Source organism: Streptomyces sp. SID5910 (assembly GCF_009862125.1).
In the GTDB taxonomy this organism is placed as follows: domain Bacteria; phylum Actinomycetota; class Actinomycetes; order Streptomycetales; family Streptomycetaceae; genus Streptomyces.
Genome location: NZ_WWHX01000373.1, coordinates 1 through 24368, shown reverse-complemented (window position 1 = coordinate 24368; position 24368 = coordinate 1). Strand labels below are relative to the sequence as shown.

Below are 24368 nucleotides of genomic sequence, written 5' to 3'. Positions count from 1 at the left end.
GGACTCCTCCGGGGCGCTCCACCCAGCGGGAAGGAACCGTCGGACATGCACCCGACCGACCTCGGCGCACGCTCTCTGGACCTCACCGATCCGGCCGCGTTCGTCGACAACGACGTGCACGCGTACTGGCGTGACGTGCGGGCCCGCAATCCCGTCCACTGGCACGAGGCAACCGACCGCAACCCGGGTTTCTGGGTGGTGTCGCGGTACGCCGATGTGCAGCCGCTGTACACCGACGAGGCCCTCGGCTCCGCCCGCGGCAACGTCCTCGACGTCGTCCTGCGCGGCGACGACTCGGCCGGCGGGAGCATGGTGGCGGTGACCGACGCCCCGCGCCACCGGCCCCTGCGCAACCTCCTGTTCAGCTCGTTCACCCCGCGGGTCCTGGGCGAGGTCGTCGAGGAGGTCGGGCGGCGCACCACCGAGCTGGTGTCCTCGGTCGTCGGGCGGGGCACCTTCGACTTCGCCGCCGAGATCGCCGACCGGATCCCGATGAACACGATCTGCGATCTGCTGTCCGTCCCGGCCGCGGACCGCGAGGAGTTGCTGCGCTGGAACAAGCGGGCGCTCTCGTCGGTCGACGCCGCGTACGACGAGCTCGACGCGATCGCCGCCCGCAACGAGATCGTGCTCTATTTCATGGACCTGGCGCAGGAGCGCCGCGACCGGCCCGGTGACGATGTCATCAGCCTGCTCGCCGCCGCCGAGGTGGAGGGCCGCCCGCTCACCGTCGAGGAGCTCGCGGTCAACTGCTACAGCCTGATCCTCGGCGGTGACGAGACGTCCCGGGTCTCGGCGATCAGCGGGGTGCTCGCCCTCATCGACCATCCCGGCCAGTGGCGGGCCCTGCGGACGGGCGAGGTCTCCGTCGAGTCGGCGGTGGAGGAGGTCCTGCGCTGGTCGACGCCCTCCTTCCATGTGGCCCGCACCGCCCTCAGGGACCTGGAGATCGACGGCCACGCGGTGCGCGCCGGCGACATCGTCACGCTGTGGACCGTCTCCGCCAACAACGACGAGACGGTCTTCGACGAGCCGCGCCGGTTCACGCTGTCCCGCTCGCCCAACAAGCACCTCTCGTTCGGCCACGGCCCGCACTACTGCCTGGGCGCGTTCCTCGCCCGCGCGGAGCTGAGGATGCTGCTCACCGCCCTGGTCGCCCAGGTCGGCCGGATGGAGCTGTGCGGCACGCCCCGGCCGGTCTACTCGAACTTCCTCAACGGCTACGACGACCTGCCGGTGCGCTTCGAGGGCCGCTGACGCCGGCTCAGGCGCGCTCGGTCCGCTCGGTCGGCTCAGGCGCGCTCGGTCCGCTCGGTCCGCTCGGTCCGCTCGACGATGTCCGCCAGCTCCGCGATGTCCGCGGCCGCGAGCATGTCGCGCATCGGCACGGCCACGCCCAGCTCCGAGCGCACCCGCCGGGCCAGCTGCGCGGCGAGCACCGAGTGGCCGCCCAGGTCGAAGAAGTTGTCCCCGGGCGCCGCGTGGCCGATCTTCAGGATCTCGTTCACCATGGCGCAGAGGATCCGCTCGTACGATCCCGCCCCGCCCTCGTCCCCGACCTCGTCCGCGGGGACCCCGGTGCCGGGTGTCGTGGCGTCGAGCGCGAGGCGCGCCGCCCGCTCCTCCAGTTCCCGGCGGTCGATCTTTCCGTTCAGCAGGGTCGGGAACCGGTCCAGCATGACGACGGCCGACGGGACCATGTGCTCGGGCAGGGCCTCGCGGGCGTGCTCGCGCAGCTCGTCCCCGGTCACCTCGTGGCGCGCCGAGGGCTTGACGTAGGCGACGATGCGCTGGGAGGAGGCGTCCTCGCCGCTCACCACCGCGACGACGATCTCCACGGCCCGGTGGCTCTCCAACCGGGCCTCGACCTCGCCCAGTTCGACGCGGAAGCCGCGCACCTTGACCTGGTGGTCTACCCGGCCGGTGAAGAACAGCTCACCGTCGGCGCCGCGCCGGCCCCGGTCGCCCGACCGGTACATCCTGCTGCCGGGCGGGCCGTACGGATCCGCGACGAAGCGGGACGCGGTCAGGCCCGGGCGGTTGAGATAGCCCCGGGCCACGCCCGAGCCCGCCAGATACAGCTCCCCGTCCGTGCCGTCGCGCAGGTCGCCCAGCGACCCGTCGAGCACGTACACCGTGCCGCCGTCCCACGGCGTCCCGATGGACACGTCCTCCTGTACGCCGTCGATCGGCCCGCCGATCGACGCGCCCACGGTCACCTCGGTCGGGCCGTATCCGTTGTAGAGGCGTCTGCCCTTGGACCACTCCGCCGCCAGGGACCTCGTGCAGACGTCGCCGGTGGAGGTGATCGTGCCACCGGTCAGCAGCCCCTCGCTGTCGGTGACGCCGAGCGCCACCGGCGGCATGACCGCGTGGTCGACCCGGTGTTTCAGCATGGTCTCGCGCAGCGACTCCCCCGGCATCAGGTCGTGCTGCTCGGCCATGACGAGTGCCCCGCCGTTCAGCAGGGCCAGCGTGAAGTCCCAGAACCAGGCGTCGAAGCTGAAGGAGGCCCATTGCAGCACCCGCTCGCCGGGGCGGACCCCGAACACCCTCGCCTGGGTCGAGACCAGGTCGGCCACGCCGGAGTGGGTGACGGCGACGCCCTTGGGCACGCCGGTCGAACCGGAGGTGTAGATGACGTACATCAGATGGGCCGGGTGCAGCGGTGCGCGGCGCTCGTCCTGCGTGACGTCGGCGCCGCTCTCCTGCTCGCAGGCGGCCTCGAAGGACGGGTCGTCGAGCACGAGCTCGGGCACGTCCAGGCGCAGCGAGGTGACGTCCTCCGTGCGCAGCAGCATGACCGGTTCGGCGTCCGTGACCATGTGCGTCAGCCGGTCGGCCGGATAGGCCGGGTCGAGCGGGAGATACGCGCCGCCGGCCTTCAGTACGGCGAGCACCGCGACGATCAGCCGCTCCGAACGCGGCACGGCGATCGCGACCAGGCGGTCGGGTCCGGCGCCGGCCGCGATCAGCCGTCTGGCGAGACGGTTGGCGCGGGCGTTCAGCTCCGCGTAGTCGATGACGGTGTCACCGAAGAGGACCGCCGGAGCACCGGGCACCTCGGCAACCTGGGACTCGAAGAAATCCGAGAGAAGTCTCAACTCCGCCTCCGACGCGGGCTTCCGGCGTGATGGCTGTGAAAGTGGTGCGCGGCGCAGGGGTGTCGGACACCCCGGTTCGGCCGGCGCTGCTAGTTCGGCTCGACGGTGAAGCCGCGTCCCCAGACGTTGCGCAGGGTCAGGCCGAGGGGCTGGAGGCGCCGGCGCAGCCGGAGCACGTGCAGGTCGATCGCGTTGCTGGACGCGCTGGCTCCGCACTGCTCCAGGATCTTCCCCAGTTCGTTGCGGTAGACCACCTGGCAGTACCGGGAGATCAGCGGGGACAGGATCTCGCACTGGAGCATGGAGAGGGTGACGGACGAGTCCCGGAAGAAGAGGATGCCCGCCGGGTCGAGCACGGGCTTCTCGTTGAGGACGACCCGGGCCTCCAACTGGCTGACCCGGGCCTGGAGATCCTCCGGGACGATGGGCGGGCGCACCCAGTCCTCGTAGAGTCCGATCCGTTCCGGCGGCGGAGCGCCGTGCTCCACGACCAGGAGGCACAGCCGCCGTCGTGCCCGGCACTCCTCACGGATCTTGCTCTCGGCGGGCCAGCGGACGAATCTCACCCAGCTCTTCACATCGGCGGTCACGGACATTCTCCTTGCCCGCCCGCGTTCCGCAGACTCTTGGGCCGCATGTCCGTCCAGGACCGTTCGATACGGTCGAGGACCTCCTCCTGCGTGGCCGGCCCGTACACCGTGCGCCAGCCTGCGGGAATTGCTATTCCCTGCGGCCAGAGCGAATACTGCTCTTCGTCATTGCATAGCGCCAGATATTCTCGGCTGTCGTCCTCGAATGGATTGAACATGCGCGCAACCCTCTCCCCCGACTGGAACCACCTCTCGAAGGTACAGCAACGCCCCGAACCAGAGAAGCATTAAATATCCATATGCAACCGTGCAATCCGCATTACCTTTTGAGCGATCTTCACCATGGTTCTTCCGGAACGAACCATTTATCATTAATCATCGATTCCGTGAACCAGCCCGCAGGGGGCCCGCGATGCCTTTGGACCGTTTTTTACGCAGCTTGATCGCCTGGCAGCGTGCCGGGGGGCCGCCGGTTCCGGATCGCGCCCTGACGGTCGAGCAGGCCCGTGAGCGGTACCGGGCGAGCTCGGCACGCCCCCACCGGGAGGACGGACTCCCCCGCGCGGCCGTGGCCGCCGTCGATCGCACGATCGCCACCGAGGACGGCTCCTCGATCCGGTGCAGGGTGTACACCCCGGAATCGGACGAGCGCCGGGTGATCACTTTCCTGCACGGTGGCGGCTGGGTCTTGGGCGACCTCGACAGCCACGACCGGGCCTGCCGGATGCTCGCGGCGTCGCTGGGCTCCGTCGTCGTCTCGGCCGGCTACCGGCAGCCCCCGGAGTTCCCCTACCCCACTCCGCTGCGCGACGCCGTCGCCGCGACCCGCTGGACGGCCGAGTCGTTCCCGGGCCGTGAGCACGTGGTGGCCGGCGACAGCGCGGGGGGCAGTCTGTCGCTGGGTGTCGCCCTGGACGCGCGCGACACCGGGGGCCCGGACCTCGCCGCGCTGCTGCTGGTGTACCCGCCGGTGGACCCGAGCCTGCGGATCGCCGCGGCCTGCGACCACGCCGAGGGGTATCTGCTGAGCGTCGAGGACATGGCGTGGAACTACGAGATGTACGTCCCCGACCCGGAGCGCCGCGGCGATCCCGCCGTCGACCTGCTCAACGCCGACCTGCGGGGCCTGCCGCCGACGGTGCTGGCCACGGCGGAGTTCGATCCGCTCCACGACGAGGGGGTGCGGCTGGCCGAGAAGCTGGCGGCCTCGGGCGTCTCCGTACGCCATGTCCCCGGGCTGGGTCTCGTCCACGGCTATTTCCTGATGCAGGACATGGTGCCCGCGGCAGCCGCGTGCAGCCGGCTGGTCGCCGAGGAGCTGCACGCGGTGCTGAGGCCGGTCAGCGCGCCGCGCGCCACATGAAGCGGGTGTCGACGTCGAGGATCGTCTCCCGGGAGACGATCTCGAAGCCGAACTTCTGGTAGAGCACGACGTTGCGGTCGACATCCGTCTGGAGGAAGACGGGTGTCCCCTGCTTGTCGACGCCGTCGAGGAACGTCCTGAGCAGCGCCGACCCGACCCCGTGCCCCTGCTCGTCCGGGTGGACGGCGACCGGTCCGATGTGCCAGTGGGCCTCGCGGGGCTCGTGCCGGGCCCGCGAACTCATCACCTTGAAGGCGCGGGGCAGGTTGAAGCCGATCGTCCGGATCATCATCGGCGCCGTCCGGAGCTTCTCCCCCAGCTTCATCTGGCAGTGCGGCCATTCCGCGGCGTTCAGGATGCCGACGAGCCGGCCCTCCCGTTCGGCGCCGAGCACATGGCTGAAAGGGCTCCCGAGCTTGATGATGCGTGTTCCCTGTTCCATCGCCCGGGTGGCTTTTTCCTGATCACCGCGCACGGTGGCCAGATTGCTCGGATTGTCGGCGAAGGCGAGTCCGACTATCCGGCATGCGGCTTCCAGCTCGGCGGCAGCCATGGGCCGCACGGTCACATCGCTCACTTCAACCCCCAGGGTGCCATCACCGACGGTGTGCGAATGCGCCCGGTCATGGGCGCGTGCACGACTCCCATTGGCGACGCTCCGGCGTCCGGCCGTCAAGGCCCGCGGGCGGGCGGACATGTCGCGCTTCGGCCTCGTGTCGCGCCTGTGCGGGCAAGCGCGACAGGCGGTGAAAGCGCGACAGGCCGGGGGGCTTCCTCCCCTGTCGGGGAGGCATCCCTTTCTGCGGTACTTGGAGCCATGCCGGAGCTACCTGCCATCCGAAGAGCCCCTCGAAGCCTGCCACTCGCAGGCCATGCCGTACCTCTGCTCGTACAGCCGCTGGAATTCCTGAAGTCACTCCCGGCACTCGGCGACCTGGTGAAAGTCAGGATGGGTCCCGGCGACGCCTATGTGCCCTGCGATCCCGCCTTGTTCCGGCAGATACTCAAGGACACCCGGCTCTACGACAAGGGCGGCCTGTTCTACGACCGGGGCCGCGAGGCCGTGGGAAACGGCCTGGTCACCAGCCGCTGGGCCGATCACCGCCGGCAACGCCCGCTGATGCAGCCGTCGTTCGACCACCGGCACATCGGCCATTACGCCGAGCTGATGGCGGACGAGACGGAAGCGCTGATGCGCTCCTGGCGTTCGGGCGAGGTCGTCGACGTCGACAAGGCGATGGCGAGACTCACTCTGCGCATCACGACCAGATCCCTTTTCTCGGTGCCCGCGGACCACGCATTGGTGGCCCAGGTCGAGAAATGGCTGCCGATTCTCATGGACGGCTTCTTCCGGCGCATGTTCGTCCCGGCACGGGTCCTGTCGCTCGTCCCCACGAAGATGAACCGGCAATACCCCCGCGCGATAGCGGAGATGCGCAGGCTCACCGAAGAGATCATCGACGAGGTGCGGCGCAAGAAGGACGAGGACCCCGGCCTGCTCGCGAGCCTGATGAACGCGCGCGACGAGACCACCGGAGCCCCGCTCGGAACGCAGGAGATCTTCGACCAGGTCCTGATCCTGCTGATCGCCGGGTCGGAGACCACCGCGACGGCGCTGGCGTTCACCTTCCATCTGCTCGGCGCGCACCCCGGGATCGCCGCCCGCCTGCGGGAGGAGGTCGACGGCGTGCTCGGCGGCCGGACGCCCCGCTTCGAGGATCTCTCCGGGCTGACGTTCACGAGGCAGGTGCTCATGGAGAGCCTTCGCCTCTATCCGCCGGCGTGGATGTTCACCCGGTCCACCACCACGGCCTGCGAACTCGGCGGGCACGCGTTCCCCGAGGGGACCACCTTCCTGCTCAGCCCCTACATCCTGCATCACGACCCGGAGTTGTTCCCCCGGCCGGAGAGGTTCGATCCGGACCGCTGGCGGCCCGGCGCGATGAGCGACGTGGCACGCCGGTCGGTGCTGCCCTTCGGCGCGGGCGGCAGGAAGTGCATCGGCGACCAGTTCGCGCTCAACGAGGCGATGCTGGCCGTCGCGGGGATCGCCGGCCGCTGGGACCTGACCCCGGTCGGTGACCGGCCGATGCGGCCCATCGCCCGCGCCACGCTCAAGACGGGCCCTCTTCCGATGAGGCTCAAGCAACGCCCGCACGAACCGGTGCGGAATGCGACGACCGCCGATCTCCGAGACCAGAGGTAGCCGGATCATGAACGTGACCTCCTTCGCAGCCCTGCGTGACGCGGCTCAGGACATCGTCGACGAGATGATCGCCGATCCCTACGGACTCACCTCGCCGTCGGTGTACGAGACCGCGCGCATGGTGGCGTCCGCGCCCTGGCTGGAGGGCCACCGGCAGCGCGTGGAGTTCCTGCTGGCCCAGCAGCACGAGGACGGAACGTGGGGCGGGCCGGGGACCTACGGGCTGCTGCCCACGCTCAGCGCCGTCGACGCCCTGCTGTCCGTCGCCGGCACGCAGGACGCGCGGCGGGTCGCCGCGGCCGTGGAGTCGGGGCTGGCCGCGCTGACCGGGCGGTTCCCCCGGAACGTCGAACTGCCGGACACCATCGCCGTGGAGCTGCTGGTGCCCTGGCTGATCGAGCGGATCGACCAGCGGCTTGCCCGGACGGACGACCGGGGCGAGCTGCCCGGCCGTCTCGACCTCCAGGCCGACACGGGAACGCTGAACGGGATCCGCGAGCTGCTGCGCCGGCACACCGGCATACCGGAGAAGACCTGGCACTCGCTGGAGGCCCTCGGCGCCCCGGCCGTGCGGTCCGGCACGGTGACGCCGACGGGCGGGGCGGTGGGAGCCTCCCCCGCCGCCACCGCCGCCTGGCTGGGCGATCCCCCTCACACGGACGCCGCGAAGGCGTGCCTGGAGTATCTGCACCAGACCCAGGCACGTCACGGCGGCCCGGTCTCGGGCATCACCTCGATCAGCTACTTCGAACTGGCCTGGGTGGTGACGGCGTTGTCCGGCTCCGGCCTGGACGTGGACATCCCCGCCCAGGTCGCGGACACGCTGCGGACCGCGCTGGGGGCGGACGGACTGTCCGCCGGCCCGGGTCTCCCGGCCGACTCCGACGACACGTCGGCCGCCCTGCACGCCCTCGATCTCCTCGGCAAGCCGGAACCGGTCGACTGCCTGTGGGAGTACGACACCGGCCGGTACTTCACCTGCTTCCCGAACGAACGCACCCCCTCCACCTCGACGAACGCACACATCCTCGTCGCCCTGGCGGACCGCCGCGGACAGGGCGACACGCGCTGCGACCGCGCCGCCGAGCGGGTGGGCGACTGGCTCGTCGAGCAGCAGGAGCCGGACGGCCGGTGGACGGACAAGTGGCACGCCTCCCCGTACTACGCGACCGCCTGCGGCGCGGCCGCCATGGCCCGCCTGGACGGGCCGCGCCCGTCCGCCGCCCTGGACGACGCCGTCCGCTGGGTGCTCGGCACCCAGCGCGCCGACGGGTCGTGGGGACGCTGGGAGGGCACCGGCGAGGAGACCGCCTACGCCCTTCAGGTGCTGAACCACCGCGCCGACCCCGGCCGGCCGGCCCTCGAAGCGATCCGGGCGGGCAGGGCGTTCCTCGCGGCCCATGTCGCGGACGATCGCGAGAATCCCCCGCTGTGGCACGACAAGGACCTGTACACACCGGTCCGGGTCATCCGCGCCGAGATCCTCGGCACCCTGGCCGCGACACAGCGCCTGGCCGAGACCGAGAGGCAGGCACGACCGTGACCCGGCCCCTCGGCGACCTCTCCCTCCCCTCCGCGGCGCAGTGTGTGCCCGTCACCGTGCTGGCGCTGAAGGTCCTGGCCGATCTGCGGTCCTGGGCGGCGGAACACCCGCAGGTCCTCGGGGCCACGCCGATCGAGGCCCTGGCGATCTCCACCGCGGCGATCAGCCCGTGGCGCGGCGCGAACGAACTCCGGCCGGCGGCCCGGATGTACGTGTGGGCCTACGCCCTGGACGACCACGTCGAGCAGAACGTCCGGAGCCTCGACGAACTCGACGACCTGTTCGGCCGCTGCGAGGCCGTCGTCCGGGGCGGCGACCGGGACGACGGCCATCCCCTGCTGGCCTCCCTGTCCGACTGGCAGTCCGCTCTGGAGCGTGCCCCCCACTACCCGAAACTGGCCGGCCTGTGGGGCGACCGATTCGCCGAGGCCCTGCGCGGCGAGCGGTACGACTGGACCGCGGGCCTGGCCAGGGACCGCGGCGAGGGCCCGTCCGATCCGCGGGAGTACCTGACGTACGCCGCCAGCTCCAACGCGTGGATCACCCACTTCCCGCGCTGGGCGACCAGCGACCGGGACGATCTCCTCGACCACCTGCCGGTCCTGGACGACGCCCTGGAGACCATCGAGGTCGCCGTGCGCCTCGCCAACGACCTGGCCACCTTCGAGCGGGAGCGGGCCGAGCCCGGCCAGAACAACATCCTGATGTACGACACCACACCCGCCTGGGTGCACGACGAACTCGACCGGCACGCCCGCAAGGCGCAGGAACAGCTCGGCCCGCTGACGGCGGCCGGGTTCGCGCCCGCCGTCGAGCTGCTCCGCCTGCTCGACTGGTCGGTCACCTTCTACAGCGGTGCCGACTTCCGGGGATGGGGATCCGACCGCGATCTCACCGGGCCCAGAAAGTGATGCCTCCCTTCGGCAGTCTCCCTCCCGGGCCACGCCCCTCACGAACGCGGCCCACGGTCTTGACGAACAGGAGCAACGACACATGAGCCCCACCACCAGCCTTCACGAGCTGGGATCCGACGCCCTGGACTCGGTTCATCTGCGCGGCCTGATCGACGAGCGACTGAACGCCTTCCTCGACGCCAAGTGCGGCGAGGACACGGACGTCCACCTGCTCTCCCTCATCGAGCACCTGCGTGGCTTCCTGGCCGCGGGCGGCAAGCGCATACGGCCGCTCCTGTGCATGGTGGGCTGGCACGCGGCGGGCGGACACGGCGAGACGGAGCCCGTCATCGGCGCGGCGGCCTCGCTCGAACTCTTCCACGCCTTCGCCCTCATCCACGACGACGTGATGGACGCCTCCGACACCCGGCGCGGCCGTCCGACCCTCCACCGCACGCTGGAGACGGGTGCCGACGACACGACCGCCGAGCGGTTCGGCCTCAACAGCGCGATCCTGCTGGGCGACCTGGTCATGGTGTGGTCGGACGAGCTGCTGTACTCCAGCGGCCTCGGCCTCCGGCAACTGGAGGCGGCGCGGCCGCTGTTGGACGCCATGCGGACCGAGGTGATGATCGGTCAGTACCGGGATCTGCTGGCCACCGGGCAGCCCACCGCGGACGTCGAACGGTCGCTGGCGGTGATCCGCTACAAGACGGCCAAGTACACCGTGGAGCGGCCGCTGCACATCGGTGCGGCCCTCGCCGGAGCGGACCAGTCCCTGCTGGACGTCTGCACCGCCTACGCCCTTCCGATCGGCGAGGCCTTCCAACTGCGCGACGACCTGCTCGGCGTCTTCGGCGACTCGTCCAAGACCGGCAAGTCGACCCTGGACGACCTGCGGGAGGGCAAGGCGACGGCCCTGATGGCACACGCCCTCCACGCCGCCGACGCCGAGCAGGCGCGGGTGCTGAGGTCCCTGGTCGGCGACCCGGACCTGGACGAGGCGGGTGCCGAGACGGTCCGCGGGGTCCTCCGGGCCACGGGCGCCGCCGACAAGGTGGAGCAGATGATCACCGACCGGGTGCAGCGTGCCCGGCGGGTCCTGGACGAGGCCCCGTTCCCGGACGAGGTCAGGAAGACCCTCGACACCTTCATCACCACCACGACGCTCAGGACCACCTGAACCCCACGCCGGTTTCCTAGAAGTCTGGATGACGCGATCTCAATGAAATCTCGACAAGGGGAGCTGAGTACGCCGACTCCGCCGGCCTCCGCGGCGAGGGCGGCGGAAGGCCGCCGCGCTCGCTCGGTCGGCACCGGCCGCGCCCACGCCAAGCTGATCCTGCTGGGGGAGCACGCGGTCGTCTACGGAGCCCCGGCGCTCGCCCTGCCCGTTCCGCAGCTGTCGGTCACCGCCAGCGCCGGGTTCTCCACCCGCCGTGGAGAACCGGCCGGTGCGTCCTTCACGATGACCGGATCCGCCTGGAAGCAGGTCGGAACGCAGGCGTCCGAGGGGCTGCGCCGGCTGACCACCGATTTCCGGGCGTCCATGGGCATCGACGACGGCCGGCACCTCGATGTGATCATCGACGGTTCCATCCCGCTCGGCAGAGGACTCGGCTCCAGCGCGGCCTGCGCCCGTGCCGTCGTCCTCGCCCTGGCCGACCTCTGCGGCCGCGAGGTCTCGCAGCGGACGACGTTCGATCTGGTGCAGGCCGCCGAGACCGTGGTGCACGGCAAGGCCAGCGGCGTCGACGCCGTCACCGTCGGCGCGAGCGCCCCGCTGCTGTTCCAGGCGGGCGAGGCCCGCACGCTGCGTGTCGGCTGCGACGCGCTGTTCGTCATCGCGGACAGCGGTGCCGTCGGCAGCACCAAGGAAGCGGTCGACACGCTGCGGGAGAGGTTCCTGCTCCACGCCGGTACGCAGGAGACGTTCCTGCGCCGGGCGTCCGGACTGACGCACGACGCCGTGGCCGCCCTCGCCGCCGGCAAGCCGGAGGAGCTCGGCTCCCTGCTGACGGAGTACCACGGACTGCTCCGCGAGGCCGGGCTGAGCACCGACCGGATCGAGGCGATGGTGAGTGCGGCGCTCGCCGCGGGCGGCCTCGGCGCCAAGATCACCGGCGGCGGACTGGGCGGCTGCGTCCTCGCACTGACCCAGCCCGAGCAGGCGCGAGAGGTCACCCGGCGGCTGCACGAAGCGGGGGCCGTGCAGACGTGGATCGTCCCACTGAGGAGGCTCGTCACTCATGCCTGAGCAACAGATCACCGCGCTCCGCCCGCGGGAGCAGCCGGGCGCGAACGGGGTCACCGCCGTCGCACACCCGAACATCGCGCTCGTCAAGTACTGGGGGAAGCGGGACGAGCGCCTCCACCTCCCCTGGACCAGCAGCCTGTCGATGACCCTGGACATCTTCCCCACGACCACCCGCGTCCACCTCGACGCCGAGGCCGCGGATGACGAAGTGACCTTCAACGGGGCACCCGCGGCGGGCGAGGAACGGCGGCGCATCGCCGCCTTCCTCGACCTGGTGCGCCGGCGGGCCGGGCTCACGGACCGGGCCGTCGTCGACACCCGTAACACCGTGCCCACCGGGGCGGGCCTGGCGTCCTCCGCCGGCGGGTTCGCCGCGCTCGCCGTCGCCGCCGCCACCGCGTACGGACTGGACCTCGACGACACCGGTCTCTCCCGCCTGGCCCGCCGCGGCTCCGGCTCGGCCTCGCGGTCGGTCTTCGGCGGCTTCGCCGTCTGGCACGCCGGCAGCCCCACGTCGCCGCCCGCGGAGGCCGACCTCAGCTCCTACGCCGAGCCGGTGCGGGCGGGCGATCTCGACCCCGCCCTGGTCGTCGCGGTGTTGGACGCCGGTCCCAAGGAGGTGTCCAGCCGCGCGGCCATGCGCCGCACCGTCGAGACCTCGCCCCTGTTCGAGCCCTGGGCCGCGTCGAGCCGGGACGACCTGACCGAGATGAGGAAGGCGCTCCTGCGCGCCGACCTCGACGCGGTGGGCGAGATCGCCGAGCGCAACTTCCTCGGCATGCACGCGACCATGCTGAGCGCGCGCCCCGCGGTGCGCTACCTCGCGCCCGCCTCGCTCACCGTCCTCGACAGCGTGCTGCGGCTGCGGCGCGAGGGCGTATCGGCCTACGCGACCATGGACGCCGGACCGAACGTCAAGGTGCTCTGCCGCCGTACGGACGCCGACCGGGTCGCCGAGGCCGTGCGCGAGGCCGCCGCGGGCGGCACCGTGCACATCGCCGGGCCGGGGCGGGGCGCCCGCCTGGTGGACGAGGGCGGCCGATGACCTCCGGGCCGACGGTCGTCCGCAGCGCGCCCGGCAAGCTGTTCGTCGCGGGCGAGTACGCGGTGGTGGATCCCGGTACGCCGGCCGTCCTGGTGGCCGTGGACCGGGAGATCACCGTCACGGCGACCCGCTCGGACGCGGCCGGCGTCGTGATCTCCTCCGATCTCGTCCCCCGGGCGGTGCACCGGCGCTGGCTCGACGGCCGTCTCCACGCTCCCGGCACGGAGAACGGGGAAACGCGCGGCGCGCTGGCACACGTGGTGTCGGCGGTCGAGACCGTGGGACGGCTGCTGGCCGAACGCGGACTGCCCCTGCCCGGGCTGGACATCGCGATCAGCAGCCGGCTGCACGACGACGGCCGCAAGTACGGACTGGGGTCGAGCGGTGCGGTGACCGTGGCCGTGATCGACGCCCTCCAGTCCCTGTGCGGCCTGGACCTCTCGCTCGACGCCCGCTACCGCCTGGCGGTGATCTCCTCGGCCGGGATCGACCCCAAGGGCTCCGGCGGTGACCTCGCCGCCAGTACCTGGGGCGGCTGGATCGCGTACCAGGCGCCCGACCGGGCCTTCGTGCTCGACCTCACCCGCCGTCACGGCATCGGGGAAGCGCTGCGCACACCCTGGCCGGGCCACTCGGTCCGAAGGCTTCCGGCGCCACGCGGCCTCACCCTCGAAGTCGGCTGGACCGGCAAGCCGGCCTCCACCACCTCGCTGGTGTCCGGTCTGCACCGCCGGACCTGGCGCGGCACCGCGTCGCACCGCGCGTTCGTGGAGACCTCCACCGACTTCGTACGCGCCTCGGTCACGGCTCTGGAGGCCGGTGACGGCCAAGGCCTGCTGCGTCAGATCCGCCGTGCCCGGCGGGAGCTGGCCCGCCTCGACGACGAGGTCGGGCTCGGCATCTTCACACCCGAGCTGACGGCACTGTGCGGGGCCGCCGAAGCCGCCGGCGGCGCGGCCAAGCCGTCGGGCGCGGGCGGCGGCGACTGCGGCATCGCCCTGCTCGACGCCGGGGCCCCGCACGACATCTCACAGGTACGGCAGCGGTGGGCCGCGGCCGGGGTGCTGCCCCTACCCGTCCGGCCCGCCCCGGAAGGGATCGAGCAATGAGCGCTCAGCGCAAGGACGACCACGTCCGGCTCGCCATCGAGCAGCAGGACACCCGCGGCGGGGGCAACCAGTTCGACGAGGTGTCCTTCGTCCACCACGCCCTGGCCGGCATCGACCGGCCGCAGGTGTCCCTGGCCACGGCCTTCGCCGGGATCTCCTGGAAGGTGCCGCTCTACATCAACGCGATGACCGGCGGCACCGCCAAGACCGGCGTCATCAACCGGGGTCTGGCGACGGCCGCCCGCGAGACCGGGGTGGCCATCGCGTCGGGCTCCGTGCACGCCTACCTGAGGGACCCGACGTGCGCCGACACCTTCCGCGTCCTGCGCGAGGAGAACCCCCACGGGTTCGTCATGGCCAATGTGAACGCGACGGCGTCGGTCGCCGACACCCGGCGTGCCCTCGATCTGCTGGAGGCCGACGCCCTCCAGATCCACGTCAACACGGCGCAGGAGACGGCCATGCCGGAGGGCGACCGGTCCTTCGGGTCCTGGATCTCGCAGATCGAGAAGATCACGGCGGCTGTCGACGTGCCCGTGATCGTCAAGGAGGTCGGCAACGGCCTCAGCCGGGAGACCGTCCTGACGCTGCGGCAACTGGGCGTCCGCGTGGCGGACGTCGGCGGCCGGGGCGGCACCGACTTCGCCCGCATCGAGAACGGCCGGCGCCCACTCGGCGACTACGCCTTCCTCCACGACTGGGGCCAGTCCGCCGCCGCCTGCCTCCTGGACGCGCAGGGCACCGGTCTCCCCGTGCTCGCCTCCGGCGGCGTCCGGCATCCCCTCGACGCCGCCCGCGCCCTGGCCCTGGGCGCCAGTGGCGTCGGGGCCTCCGGGGTGTTCCTGCGGACCCTGCTCGACGGCGGTGTCGAGGCGCTGATCGCGCAGCTCACGAACTGGCTGGACCAGCTCGCGGCCCTCCAGACCATGCTCGGCGCGCGCACCCCCGCCGACCTCGCGGGCAAGGACCTGCTGATCCACGGCACCCTCCGTTCCTTCTGCGCCGACCGGGGCATCGACACGGGACGACTCGCCCGGCGTTCCCGATCGGCCGACACCCTCCACGATGCGACGGGAAGAGCATGATGACCGACACACACGCCATTGCCAGGGTCCCCATGAAATGGGTCGGACCCCTCCGCGTCTCCGGGAACGTCGCGAACACCGAGACCCACGTTCCCCTCGCCACCTACGAGACGCCGCTGTGGCCCTCCGTGGGCCGCGGCGCGAAGGTGTCCATGCTCACCGAGCAGGGCATCGCCGCCACCCTCGTCGACGAGCGCATGACCCGCTCGGTGCTCGTCGAGGCGACCGACGCCCAGACCGCGTACACGGCCGCCCGCACCATCGAGGCGCAGATCGAGGAACTGCGCGCCGTGGTCCGCACGTGCAGCCGGTTCGCCGAACTGCTCACCGTCCGGCACGAGATCGCGGGCAACCTGCTGTTCATCCGGTTCGAGTTCAGCACCGGCGACGCCTCCGGCCACAACATGGCCACGCTCGCCTCCGACGCCCTTCTGTCGCACCTGCTGCGGAGCATTCCGGGGATCTCGTACGGATCGATCTCCGGGAACTACTGCACGGACAAGAAGGCGACCGCGATCAACGGCATCCTCGGCCGCGGCAAGAACGTGGTCACGGAACTGCTCGTCCCGCGCGACGTGGTGGAAAGCGTCCTGCACACCACCGCCGCCCGGATCGTCCAGCTGAACATCCGCAAGAACCTGCTCGGAACCCTGCTGGCCGGCGGCATCCGCTCGGCCAACGCCCACTACGCCAACATGCTGCTCGGGTTCTACCTGGCCACCGGCCAGGACGCGGCAAACATCGTCGAGGGCTCCCAGGGCGTCACCCTGGCCGAGGACCGCGACGGCGACCTCTACTTCTCCTGCAACCTGCCCAACCTGATCGTCGGCACCGTGGGCAACGGCAAGGGCCTGGAGTTCGTGGAGACGAACCTGACCCGCCTCGGCTGCCGAGCGGACCGCGCCCCCGGCGAGAACGCGCGCCGGCTCGCCGTCATCGCGGCGGCGACGGTCCTGTGCGGCGAACTCTCGCTGCTCGCGGCGCAGACCAACCCGGGCGAACTCATGCGTGCGCACGTCGAACTGGAGCGCGACAACAAGACAGCAAAGGTCGGTGCCTGAGAATGTCCCACGACTCTTCCTTCGGAATCCACGATCTGTCCTTCGCGACGACCGAGTACGTCCTGTCGCACGCGGCACTCGCCGAGTACAACGGCACGGAGATCGGCAAGTACCACATCGGCATCGGCCAGCGGTCGATGAGCGTGCCCGCCGCGGACGAGGACATCGTGACGCTGGGGGCCGCCGCCGCGGCCCCGGTCATCGCCCGGCACGGCTCCGAACGGATCCGCACGGTGGTCTTCGCGACGGAGTCCTCGATCGACCAGGCGAAGTCCGCCGGCATCTACGTGCATTCGCTGCTCGGCCTGCAATCGGCCTGCCGCGTCGTCGAACTGAAGCAGGCCTGCTACGGAGCCACGGCCGCTCTCCAGTTCGCCATCGGACTCGTACGGCGCGACCCCGGCCAGCAGGTCCTCGTGATCGCCAGCGACGTCTCCAAGTACGAACTGGACAGCCCCGGCGAGGCGACCCAGGGCGCCGCCGCGGTGGCGATGCTGGTCGGTGCCGACCCCGCGCTGGTCCGCATCGAGAACGCCTCGGGCCTGTACACCGCCGACGTCATGGACTTCTGGCGGCCGAACTACCGCACCACCGCCCTGGTCGACGGGCAGGAGTCCGTCGAGGCGTATCTCCAGGCGGTCGCGGGGAGCTGGAAGGACTACGGCGAGCAGGGCGGCCGCGCCCTCGACGAGTTCGCCGCGTTCTGCTACCACCAGCCGTTCACGAAGATGGCCTACAAGGCACACCGCCATCTCCTCGACCACGCGGGCCTCGCGACCGACAAGACCGACGTCGAGCGCGCCATCGGGCAGACCGTGGCCTACAACTCCACCATCGGCAACAGCTACACGGCCTCGGTGTACCTCGCTCTCGCCGCGCTGCTCGACCAGGCGGACGACCTGGCCGACCGGCCCGTCGGCTTCCTCAGCTACGGCTCCGGCAGCGTCGCCGAGTTCTTCGCGGGCACCGTCGTCCCCGGCTACCGCGCACACCTGCGGACCGAGGCGAACCTGGAGGCGATAGCGCGGCGCACTCCGGTCGACCACGCCCGCTACCGCGAGCTGCACGAGCGGTCCTTCCCGTCCGACGGCGGAGACCACGCCACCCCGGAGCAGACCACCGGGCCCTTCCGCCTGGCCGGCATCAGCGGTCACAAGCGCATCTACCGGGCGCGCTAGAGCACCTGCGGCCCCCGCGTGCGGGTCGGCCTCCTCGGCTGCCCCGCACGCGCCCGCCAGTTCTTCACACACCGTTCTCCACACCACTTGAGGGGAGGGCAGCCGCATGACCGATGTGAGGATCCTCGGTACGGGTGCCTATGTGCCGGAGCGCATCGTGTCCAACGACGAGGTCGCCGCGCCGGCCGGGGTCGACGACGCGTGGATCACCGGCAAGACCGGCATCCGGGAACGGCGATGGGCCGCCGACGACCAGGCCACCTCGGACCTGGCCACCGCCGCGGGGCGTGCCGCGCTGCGGTCGGCCGGCCTCACCGCCGACGACCTGTCCGTGATCGTGGTCGCCACGTCCACCCCCGACCGGCCGCAACCGCCCACCGCCGCCTACGTGCAGGAGCGGCTCGGCGCGAGGGGCGCGGCCGCGTTCGACGTCAACGCGGTCTGCTCCGGCCCGGTGTTCGCGCTCTCCGCGGCCGAGGGTGTGCTCGCCCGCACCGGCGGCCACGCGCTGGTCATCGGCGCGGACCTGTACTCCCGCATCCTGAACCGGGCCGACCGCAGGACGGCGATCCTGTTCGGGGACGGCGCCGGGGCGATGGTCCTGGGGGCGTCGGCCGGCCACGGACCGCGTGTCCGGCACCTCGCGCTGCACTCGTTCGGCGAACTGTCGGGGCTCATCGAGGTGCCCGCCGGCGGCAGCCGCCTGCCCGTGGACCGGGCCGTCCTCGACGCGGGACTCCAGTTCTTCGCGATGGACGGGCGAGGCGTGCGGAACTTCGTCGGCGACCATCTGCCGCAGCTGGTCAAGGGGTTCCTGCACGACTGCGGTGTCGTACCCGACGACGTCGCCCACTTCGTGCCGCACCAGGCCAACGGCGCCATGCTGGACAGCGTGTTCGCCGACCTGGAACTGCCTCGCGCGACCATGCACCGCACCCTGACGCACTACGCCAACACGGGAGCCGCCTCCCTCCCGATCACCCTGGACGCGGCCGCCCGCGCCGGCGCCTTCACCCCCGGCGACCTGATCCTCATGGCCGGCTTCGGCGGCGGCATGTCGGCGGGATTCGCGCTGGTCGAGTGGTGAGAGTACGCGAGCCGGCGGGCCCCGGTACGCAAGCGATTCCGAAGGCGAGGGGAAACACGTGACAGACCGTCCGTTCTATGTGCTGCTGGGGCCGGACTACGCCGGGAAGTCCTCGGTGATGGCGGAGCTCTCGGCGGCGCTGCCCGGCTGGCAGACCCTGTCGACCGACGACGGCCTCGTGGCCGGGGAGCACCGTCTGATCTCGCAGCTGCGCCGGAACGTCGTCCGGGACGTACTGCCGGGCCTGGGGCCCGCCTACTCCGCCGACTTCCTCGCGACGCTGCTGTGCAGCGCCGTCGTGCACCTGAGGGATCAGCTCGAACGGCAGGAGCCGGACGTGCCGGTGCTGATGGACTCGTACTACTACAAGATCCTCGCGAAGTGCCGGCTCGCCGGGCTCGAAGAGCACCCCCTGTACACCTGGTGGCGTTCCTTTCCCCAGCCGCGCGGGGTGATCTATCTGGACGTCCCGCCCGAGGCCGCCTGGCGTCGCTGCGGACGCGGAGCGCGGCTCAACCCCTTGGAGCACTTCGGCGACCGCCCCGAGTGGTTCGGCTTCGAGAGCTATCAGAAGAACCTCGGGAAGCTGCTGCTGGAGGAGACGAGGCGACTGCCCGTCACGGTGGTCGAGGAGCGTTCCGGGACGGCTGCGACGGCCGCTGCCGTGCGGGAGGTCCTCGCGGCATGAGCGAGACACAGGGCTGGGGCACACCCGGTCACGCCGGCCGTTACCGGGAGCGGGTGTTCGCCGAGCGGGCGCGGCTGAGCTCGGGCCTCGACGACCTGGCGCGACAGCAGCAGCATGTGCTGGACGATCTGCTGGAGTTCACCGGCGGTACCGAGTTCGGACGCCGCCACGGCTTCGCCTCGATCCGCACGCTGAAGGACTACCGGGCGGCCGTGCCCGTCCAGGACTACGCGGCGCACGCCCCGCTGATCGAGCGCATGGCGGCGGGCGAGACGAACCTGCTGACGCCGGAAGCGCCGGTGGTGTACTTCACCAGCAGCGGAAGCACCGGGGACCACAAGAAGATCCCGGTCACCCGCCGCTTCATGAAGACCGTCTTCTTCCCCTTCTACTACGCGGCCTGGGCGCCGTTGATCGAGAGTTTCCCGGAGCTCATGGAGCGCCCGGACGCGGTGCTGAACCTCAAGCACGATCCGCTCGCCGTTCCCCCCGTCACGTCCAGCGGGCGCCCCCATGTGGGGGCCAGCCAGGTCGACTTCGGCGCGGCCTTCGGTGAACCTCTCTCGGCCGAACTGGGCACCGCCGCCCCCTGGGCCACCCTTCCCGTGGACGTCGCGCCCGACGACCACCTGGAGAAGATGTACCTGCGGTTGCGACTGGCGGTGCAGAGCGACGTGCGGGGCCTCATCGGGATCAACCCGGCGATGATCGCGGCCGTGCCCTATCAGCTGGAGCTGTGGTGGCAGCGCATCGTCAAGGAGATCCGCGACGGGACCCTGGGCGGAGTGCCGTACGCGGACCCCGATCCGGAGCGCGCCGCCCGGCTGGAGTTCCTCGCCGGCCACTTCGGAGGGCCGAGCCCGGCTCACGTCTGGCCGCGGGTGCGGGCGTTGTTCGGCTGGTCGACAGGCGTGGCCTCCCTGTACATGCCCGGCCTGCGTGAGCGGTTCGGGGCCGGGGTCGGCGTCCTGCCCGCGCCGGTGGCGGCGTCGGAGGGGCCGGTGGCGGTGCCGCTCGACCGGCACCCCGCCGCGGGCAGCCTCGTCCCCTCCGCCGCCGTGTACGAGTTCGTGGACGCCGACGAGGACCTCGGCCCCGGCGTCGAGACGCTCGTCGCGGAGGAACTCGAACCGCACCGGGACTACCACGTGCTCTTCAGCCACGTCGGAGGTCTCTACCGGTACGCCGTCGGGGACGTGGTCCGCGTGGTGGACCGTGTCCGGGGGGTGCCGCGGGTCCTGTACGCGGGCCGTGCCACCCGGTCGGACGCGGCCGGGGAGCGGCTGCGCGAGGCCCAGGTGGTGCGGGCGTTGGGAGAAGCACTGGCGAGCACGGGTCTCGCGCTGCGCAACGTGGCGTGCCGGGTGGAGGAAGCGGCGGGCGAGGCGCCCCGGTATGTGTTCGCGGTGGCACCTCAGGCTCCGTGGCTGGAGTCCGAGACCGTGCGGTTCGCCGGGCTGCTCGACGCGGCGCTCGCCGCCGAGTCCCCGGGATACGCCAGGGCTCTGCGGGAGCGGCGGCTCGGTACCGCGACGCTGCGGCTGCTGCACGTCGACGCCTTCCAGCGCGAGTGGCACGCCCGCGTGGCGGACGGCGTCCGGCCCACCCAGGTCAAGGACCGGCTGTTCCGGCAGGACGAGAGCCAGTGGCGGCGACTGATCGCCGCGTCCGACGCGTTACGAGGAGAAGGCACATGACGCACGTCCAGGATCCCGTCGACCCCGTGGAGAAGACGGCTCTGCTGACCGCCGCCCTGCGCGCCGCCGAGAGCCGGCGGGAGGACCGGCTCTACACGGATCCGTACGCGGCCACGCTGGTGGGGGACGCCGGTCCCCGGCTCCTGGAAGAGGTCCGTGCCGCGACCTTCCCGCCCGACCGGCCGCGGAGCGTGCCCAGTACCCCCGACTACAACGCGATCCGCACCAGGTTCTTCGACGACCTCCTCCAGGAGGCCGTGCAGGACCGGGCGATGACCCAGCTCGTCGTGGCCCCGGCCGGCATGGACTCCCGCGCCTACCGGCTGCCCTGGCCGCGGCACCTGCGGTACTTCGAGGTCGACCGGCAGCCGGTGCTCACGTTCAAGGAGGAGCGCCTGCGCGGGGTCGACCCGCGCGTCGACCACGTCACCGTCGCCGTCGACCTGACCGCGGACGACTGGGAGGACCGGCTCCGCGCCTCCGGGTACGACCCGGGCACGCCGTCCACCTGGCTGCTCGAAGGGCTGCTGTACTACATCCCCGAGAAGGACACCGAGCGCATGCTGGAGCGGGTCGCCGCGTTCTGCGCTCCGGGCAGCCGCATCGCCGCCGACCTCGTCAACCGCGCGGCCCTCACCCTCCCGCACATGCGTCCCCTCCTGGACGTCTTCCGCGGCTGGGGCTGCCCCTGGCTCTTCGGCAGCGACGAGCCCGAGGCGCTCTTCGAGCGGTACGGCTTCGACGTGGCCGCGGTCCAGCCCGGTGAGCCCGGGGCCGGCTTCGGACGCTGGCCGGACCCGGTCCCCGACCGCGCCGTCAAGGACGTGCGGCGGGTGTTCTTCGTGCACGGCCGGCGCCGGTGACCGGGCCCGTCGTCGTGGTGGGCGGCAGCGTGGCGGGGCTCGCCACCGGCCTCGCCCTGGCGTCACGGGGCCTGCCCGTCCGGGTGCTGGAGCAGGCGCCCGTACCGCCGGAAGGGCCGCCGGAGAAGGCGGCCGAGCTGTGGAGGCGACCCACCGTCGCGCAGAACGGCCACTCCCACGTTCTGACCTCGCTCGGCGTACGGGTGCTGCGGGCCCACGTTCCGCAGGTGCTCGACGCCGCTCTGGAGGCCGGCGCACACCTGCTCGACCTCATGCGGGCGCTGCCGGCCGGGGCCGACGACGGGATCCGCCGCCGTGGCGACGAGGAACTCGTGGCCCTCGCCGTGCGCCGCCCGGTCTTCGAACTCGTCCTGCGCCAGGCGCTGCGGTCGCTGCCGGACGTCACGATCAGCCATGGCGTCAAGGTCACGGGCCTGCGCACGACGCCCTCCGGGACGCGGGTGACGGGCCTGGTGACCGGCGACGGTGAGGACATCCCCACGCATGCCGTCGTGGACGCCACCGGACGCCGGTCGGCGTCGCGGTCCTGGCTCACCGCCGCCGGACTGCCCCCGCGAGCCCCGCGGACCGCCCCCACCCGGGTGCGCGCCTTCACCCGCTTCTACCGGCTCAGGACCCCCGGCACGCTGCCCGGACCGCTCAACCGCGGCAACGCGGCGGGCGGTATCTGGGACCACTACGCGGCGGTCGCCCACCTCGCCGACAACGACATGTACGCCCTGACCGTCGGCGTGCCCACCGCGGATCCGGCGACGACGGGCCTGCGGCATCCGGCCGCCTTCACCGCGGTCGCCCGTCTTTCGCCGCACCTCGCCGCCTGGGCCGATCCCGCGGTGGGGGAGCCGGTCAGCGCGGTACGGCCCCTCACCCTGCCGCCCAACACGCTGCACCGCGCACCCGACGCCGGCGCCGGACCGATCGCGGGCCTGTACCCGGTCGGGGACGCCGCGTGTGTCACCGACCCGCTCTTCGGGCGGGGCATGTCTCTGGCCCTGCGGCACGCGTTCCTGCTCGCCGAGTTCCTGGCGGACGGGCCGGCGGCCGAGGAGCAGGGTGAACGTGCCGCACGCATCGCCGACGGCGTCTACCGGCCGTGGTACGAGCAGGCCGTCCGCGAGAACGCGGCACGCACCGCCCTGTGGCGGGCGAGGGTCACGGGATGCCCGCCGCCGGCGGCATCGGAGTCCGGCCGCGCGGCACTGTCCGAGGTCGCCCGGGCGGCAGCCGCCGACGGAACCGTGTGGCGCGGCCTCACCCGCGTGCTGATGGGCCTGGAGACCGCCGAGGACGTCTTCGACGACGAGGCGTTCCGCCGGCGGGTACGGACGGCCCCCGCGCCGGCCGCGGACGGGCCGCGCCCGCCGACGAGGGAGGAACTGGTCGCCGCCGTCAGAAACGAGGTGTGCGCATGACCGCAGCGGCCCCTCCCCGGACGGGGCGTCGCAAGGTGCTGCTCGCCCCCGTCACGGTGACCCCGGCCAAACCGCTCACGCCCAGTCACCTCAAAGGTCTGTTGTGGACGGACGTCATGTTCCGGGCCACCGCGCCGCTCGCGGACGTGACCTTCCGCTACAGCCCCACGACCTACCACCTCACCGAACAGACGCTGGGATTCTGGGAGTTCCTCGACCGCACGGAGCCGGACCTGCCCTACGCCGCGCTTTCCGAGGAGGAGATCGGCGAGTTGTACGTCCGGTTCCGGGCCTGCGCACCCCCACCGGCCGCCGCCTTGCGGCCCTACGCGCACCAGGTGGAGAACGAGGGCTGGGTGCACCCGGCCAGTGAACGCGTCCTCGGCCTGTGGCGCGGGCACTACGCCCGGCTCGGCATGCACGATCCCGGCCTGACGGCCCATCAACCGCCCGGGCTCGGCACGGAGGAGATGATCGAACGGCTCGTCGCCCTCGGCCTGGGGCTCGACCAGCGCTCCAGCGGCGGTCCCGTGTACCTCGACGCCACTCGGCACGGCCTGCCCCTGCGCCAGATCGTGACGGCGGACGGCCGCCCCAACTACCTTGCCTGCGCCCTGCGGGAACTGCTTCCGCTGGCACCCGCGCACGACGAGGTCGTCCTCCTGTACGACACCGAGCTCGACGCGGACTACCGGCTGCTGCACCGCGTGCTGACCCAGCTGGGGCCGCTGGTGCACCGCGTCCCGATCGGTCGCGTGCCCATCGACGGCACGATCAGATCGGCGCGGCACGGCGGCTGGCACGCCCACACGGCGGGCGCCCTGCTCCGGGCCGTCGGCACGGAGGCCGACGCGGACGTGCGCCGTCTCGGCGTACGGCTGTACTTCGTCGCCGTCCTCGGTCCCGGACAGGCGCAGTCCTTCCGCACCGAGCTGCTGCACAGGAGCCTGGACCGGGCGCGGCAGCTGCTGGGCCGGACGACCGAGCGCGGGCCCGGCACTCCGGCGCTCGTGGACGACCTGCGCCGGCACCGGCGCGACCACACCCATGTCGATCCCTACCGGCTCACCTCGTCCCTGCTGGCCCGGGCCCGCCGCACCATCGACCGCGACCTCCTCTCCACGGTGTACCTATGACCCTCTCCCCCGAGCTGCTGCTCACCGTCA

The 24368-nt window shown here is 71.9% G+C and carries 21 protein-coding genes and 1 pseudogene; 18 read left to right on the top strand and 4 right to left on the bottom strand.

The features are described from left to right. The first annotated feature begins 45 nt into the window (after positions 1-45). Entirely contained in the window at positions 46-1257 is a 1212-nt protein-coding gene (locus GTW67_RS12690) for a cytochrome P450 (protein ID WP_161164915.1), read from the top strand. A gap of 35 nt (positions 1258-1292) precedes the next feature. On the opposite strand, the gene GTW67_RS12685 is transcribed toward GTW67_RS12690, so the two are convergent. The 3 genes from GTW67_RS12685 to GTW67_RS12675 all read right to left on the bottom strand — a co-directional run bounded on the left by GTW67_RS12685 (position 1293) and on the right by GTW67_RS12675 (position 3912). Beyond that, complete coding sequence (locus tag GTW67_RS12685; RefSeq protein ID WP_161164914.1) at positions 1293-3104, bottom strand: non-ribosomal peptide synthetase; 1812 nt, start codon at positions 3102-3104, stop codon at positions 1293-1295. A gap of 89 nt (positions 3105-3193) precedes the next feature. Then, the gene (locus GTW67_RS38145) at positions 3194-3694 is read right to left on the bottom strand and encodes a winged helix-turn-helix domain-containing protein (protein ID WP_161164913.1); all 501 of its coding nucleotides are present in this window, start codon (positions 3692-3694) and stop codon (positions 3194-3196) included. Then, positions 3691-3912, bottom strand: coding sequence for an MbtH family protein (locus GTW67_RS12675; protein ID WP_161164912.1), 222 nt, complete (start codon positions 3910-3912; stop codon positions 3691-3693). Before GTW67_RS12675 ends, GTW67_RS38145 begins: the two co-directional genes overlap by 4 nt. Before the next feature lie 221 nt (positions 3913-4133). On the opposite strand from GTW67_RS12675, the gene GTW67_RS12670 reads away from it, so the two are divergent. Next, positions 4134-5057, top strand: a complete 924-nt coding sequence (locus tag GTW67_RS12670) for an alpha/beta hydrolase (RefSeq protein WP_161164911.1) — start codon at positions 4134-4136, stop codon at positions 5055-5057. Here the strand turns inward: GTW67_RS12670 and GTW67_RS12665 are convergent. Beyond that, entirely contained in the window at positions 5035-5610 is a 576-nt protein-coding gene (locus GTW67_RS12665; RefSeq protein ID WP_161164910.1) for a GNAT family N-acetyltransferase, read from the bottom strand. The genes GTW67_RS12670 and GTW67_RS12665 overlap by 23 nt on opposite strands. Positions 5611-5670: 60 nt before the next feature. Between GTW67_RS12665 and GTW67_RS12660 the strand changes: the two genes are divergently transcribed. The 16 genes and pseudogenes from GTW67_RS12660 (at position 5671) to GTW67_RS12585 (ending at position 24338) form a co-directional block, all read left to right on the top strand. Further along, positions 5671-7263 carry a cytochrome P450 gene (locus tag GTW67_RS12660; RefSeq protein ID WP_346010633.1) on the top strand — a complete coding sequence of 531 codons (1593 nt, stop codon included), beginning with the start codon at positions 5671-5673 and terminating at the stop codon, positions 7261-7263. Between the two features lie 7 nt (positions 7264-7270). After that, positions 7271-8806: an ent-copalyl diphosphate synthase gene (locus GTW67_RS12655; protein ID WP_161164908.1), complete on the top strand. Its 1536-nt coding sequence runs from the start codon at positions 7271-7273 to the stop codon at positions 8804-8806. 40 nt (positions 8807-8846) lie between these two features. Beyond that, positions 8847-9717: pseudogene (locus GTW67_RS12650) on the top strand (ent-pimara-9(11),15-diene synthase). 82 nt (positions 9718-9799) lie between these two features. Further along, complete coding sequence (locus tag GTW67_RS12645) at positions 9800-10882, top strand: polyprenyl synthetase family protein (protein WP_161164906.1); 1083 nt, start codon at positions 9800-9802, stop codon at positions 10880-10882. Positions 10883-10924: 42 nt separating this feature from the next. Next, positions 10925-11956 carry a mevalonate kinase gene (gene mvk, locus GTW67_RS12640; protein ID WP_161164905.1) on the top strand — a complete coding sequence of 344 codons (1032 nt, stop codon included), beginning with the start codon at positions 10925-10927 and terminating at the stop codon, positions 11954-11956. Beyond that, entirely contained in the window at positions 11949-13001 is a 1053-nt protein-coding gene (gene mvaD / locus GTW67_RS12635) for a diphosphomevalonate decarboxylase (protein WP_161164904.1), read from the top strand. Before mvk ends, mvaD begins: the two co-directional genes overlap by 8 nt. Then, entirely contained in the window at positions 12998-14110 is a 1113-nt protein-coding gene (locus GTW67_RS12630; protein WP_161164903.1) for a phosphomevalonate kinase, read from the top strand. Before mvaD ends, GTW67_RS12630 begins: the two co-directional genes overlap by 4 nt. Beyond that, the gene (gene fni / locus GTW67_RS12625; protein ID WP_161164902.1) at positions 14107-15195 is read left to right on the top strand and encodes a type 2 isopentenyl-diphosphate Delta-isomerase; all 1089 of its coding nucleotides are present in this window, start codon (positions 14107-14109) and stop codon (positions 15193-15195) included. The genes GTW67_RS12630 and fni overlap by 4 nt, the downstream gene beginning before the upstream one ends. Positions 15196-15227: 32 nt before the next feature. Further along, positions 15228-16256: a hydroxymethylglutaryl-coenzyme A reductase family protein gene (locus tag GTW67_RS12620; RefSeq protein ID WP_237518809.1), complete on the top strand. Its 1029-nt coding sequence runs from the start codon at positions 15228-15230 to the stop codon at positions 16254-16256. Positions 16257-16258: 2 nt separating this feature from the next. After that, a complete protein-coding gene (locus GTW67_RS12615) occupies positions 16259-17434 on the top strand; it encodes a hydroxymethylglutaryl-CoA synthase (RefSeq protein WP_161164900.1) in 1176 nt (391 codons plus the stop codon). Between the two features lie 106 nt (positions 17435-17540). Continuing rightward, on the top strand, positions 17541-18521 hold the full coding sequence (locus GTW67_RS12610) for a 3-oxoacyl-ACP synthase III family protein (protein ID WP_161164899.1): 981 nt from the start codon (positions 17541-17543) through the stop codon (positions 18519-18521). A 58-nt stretch (positions 18522-18579) separates the two neighbouring features. Next, positions 18580-19209, top strand: a complete 630-nt coding sequence (locus GTW67_RS12605; protein ID WP_161164898.1) for a hypothetical protein — start codon at positions 18580-18582, stop codon at positions 19207-19209. Continuing rightward, the gene (locus tag GTW67_RS12600; RefSeq protein WP_161164897.1) at positions 19206-20906 is read left to right on the top strand and encodes a GH3 family acyl-acid amido synthetase; all 1701 of its coding nucleotides are present in this window, start codon (positions 19206-19208) and stop codon (positions 20904-20906) included. Before GTW67_RS12605 ends, GTW67_RS12600 begins: the two co-directional genes overlap by 4 nt. Then, entirely contained in the window at positions 20903-21769 is an 867-nt protein-coding gene (locus tag GTW67_RS12595; RefSeq protein WP_161164896.1) for a class I SAM-dependent methyltransferase, read from the top strand. Before GTW67_RS12600 ends, GTW67_RS12595 begins: the two co-directional genes overlap by 4 nt. Beyond that, positions 21766-23202: an FAD-dependent oxidoreductase gene (locus GTW67_RS37625; RefSeq protein WP_237518808.1), complete on the top strand. Its 1437-nt coding sequence runs from the start codon at positions 21766-21768 to the stop codon at positions 23200-23202. Before GTW67_RS12595 ends, GTW67_RS37625 begins: the two co-directional genes overlap by 4 nt. Continuing rightward, positions 23199-24338, top strand: coding sequence for a hypothetical protein (locus GTW67_RS12585; protein ID WP_161164895.1), 1140 nt, complete (start codon positions 23199-23201; stop codon positions 24336-24338). Before GTW67_RS37625 ends, GTW67_RS12585 begins: the two co-directional genes overlap by 4 nt. The last annotated feature ends 30 nt before the right edge of the window (positions 24339-24368 follow it).

Bases quoted from the DNA above. Each gene is read 5' to 3' on its own strand.
- GTW67_RS12655 (WP_161164908.1), top strand. From the start codon at position 7,271: ATGAACGTGACCTCCTTCGCAGCCCTGCGTGACGCGGCTCAGGACATC.
- fni (WP_161164902.1), top strand. From the start codon at position 14,107: ATGAGCGCTCAGCGCAAGGACGACCACGTCCGGCTCGCCATCGAGCAG.
- GTW67_RS12615 (WP_161164900.1), top strand. From the start codon at position 16,259: ATGTCCCACGACTCTTCCTTCGGAATCCACGATCTGTCCTTCGCGACG.
- GTW67_RS12595 (WP_161164896.1), top strand. From the start codon at position 20,903: ATGACGCACGTCCAGGATCCCGTCGACCCCGTGGAGAAGACGGCTCTG.
- GTW67_RS12660 (WP_346010633.1), top strand. From the start codon at position 5,671: ATGCGCCCGGTCATGGGCGCGTGCACGACTCCCATTGGCGACGCTCCG.
- GTW67_RS12610 (WP_161164899.1), top strand. From the start codon at position 17,541: ATGACCGATGTGAGGATCCTCGGTACGGGTGCCTATGTGCCGGAGCGC.
- GTW67_RS12600 (WP_161164897.1), top strand. From the start codon at position 19,206: ATGAGCGAGACACAGGGCTGGGGCACACCCGGTCACGCCGGCCGTTAC.
- GTW67_RS12665 (WP_161164910.1), bottom strand. From the start codon at position 5,610: ATGGCTGCCGCCGAGCTGGAAGCCGCATGCCGGATAGTCGGACTCGCC.
- GTW67_RS12585 (WP_161164895.1), top strand. From the start codon at position 23,199: ATGACCGCAGCGGCCCCTCCCCGGACGGGGCGTCGCAAGGTGCTGCTC.
- mvaD (WP_161164904.1), top strand. From the start codon at position 11,949: ATGCCTGAGCAACAGATCACCGCGCTCCGCCCGCGGGAGCAGCCGGGC.
- GTW67_RS12690 (WP_161164915.1), top strand. From the start codon at position 46: ATGCACCCGACCGACCTCGGCGCACGCTCTCTGGACCTCACCGATCCG.
- GTW67_RS12620 (WP_237518809.1), top strand. From the start codon at position 15,228: ATGAAATGGGTCGGACCCCTCCGCGTCTCCGGGAACGTCGCGAACACC.
- GTW67_RS12630 (WP_161164903.1), top strand. From the start codon at position 12,998: ATGACCTCCGGGCCGACGGTCGTCCGCAGCGCGCCCGGCAAGCTGTTC.
- GTW67_RS12645 (WP_161164906.1), top strand. From the start codon at position 9,800: ATGAGCCCCACCACCAGCCTTCACGAGCTGGGATCCGACGCCCTGGAC.
- mvk (WP_161164905.1), top strand. From the start codon at position 10,925: ATGAAATCTCGACAAGGGGAGCTGAGTACGCCGACTCCGCCGGCCTCC.
- GTW67_RS12675 (WP_161164912.1), bottom strand. From the start codon at position 3,912: ATGTTCAATCCATTCGAGGACGACAGCCGAGAATATCTGGCGCTATGC.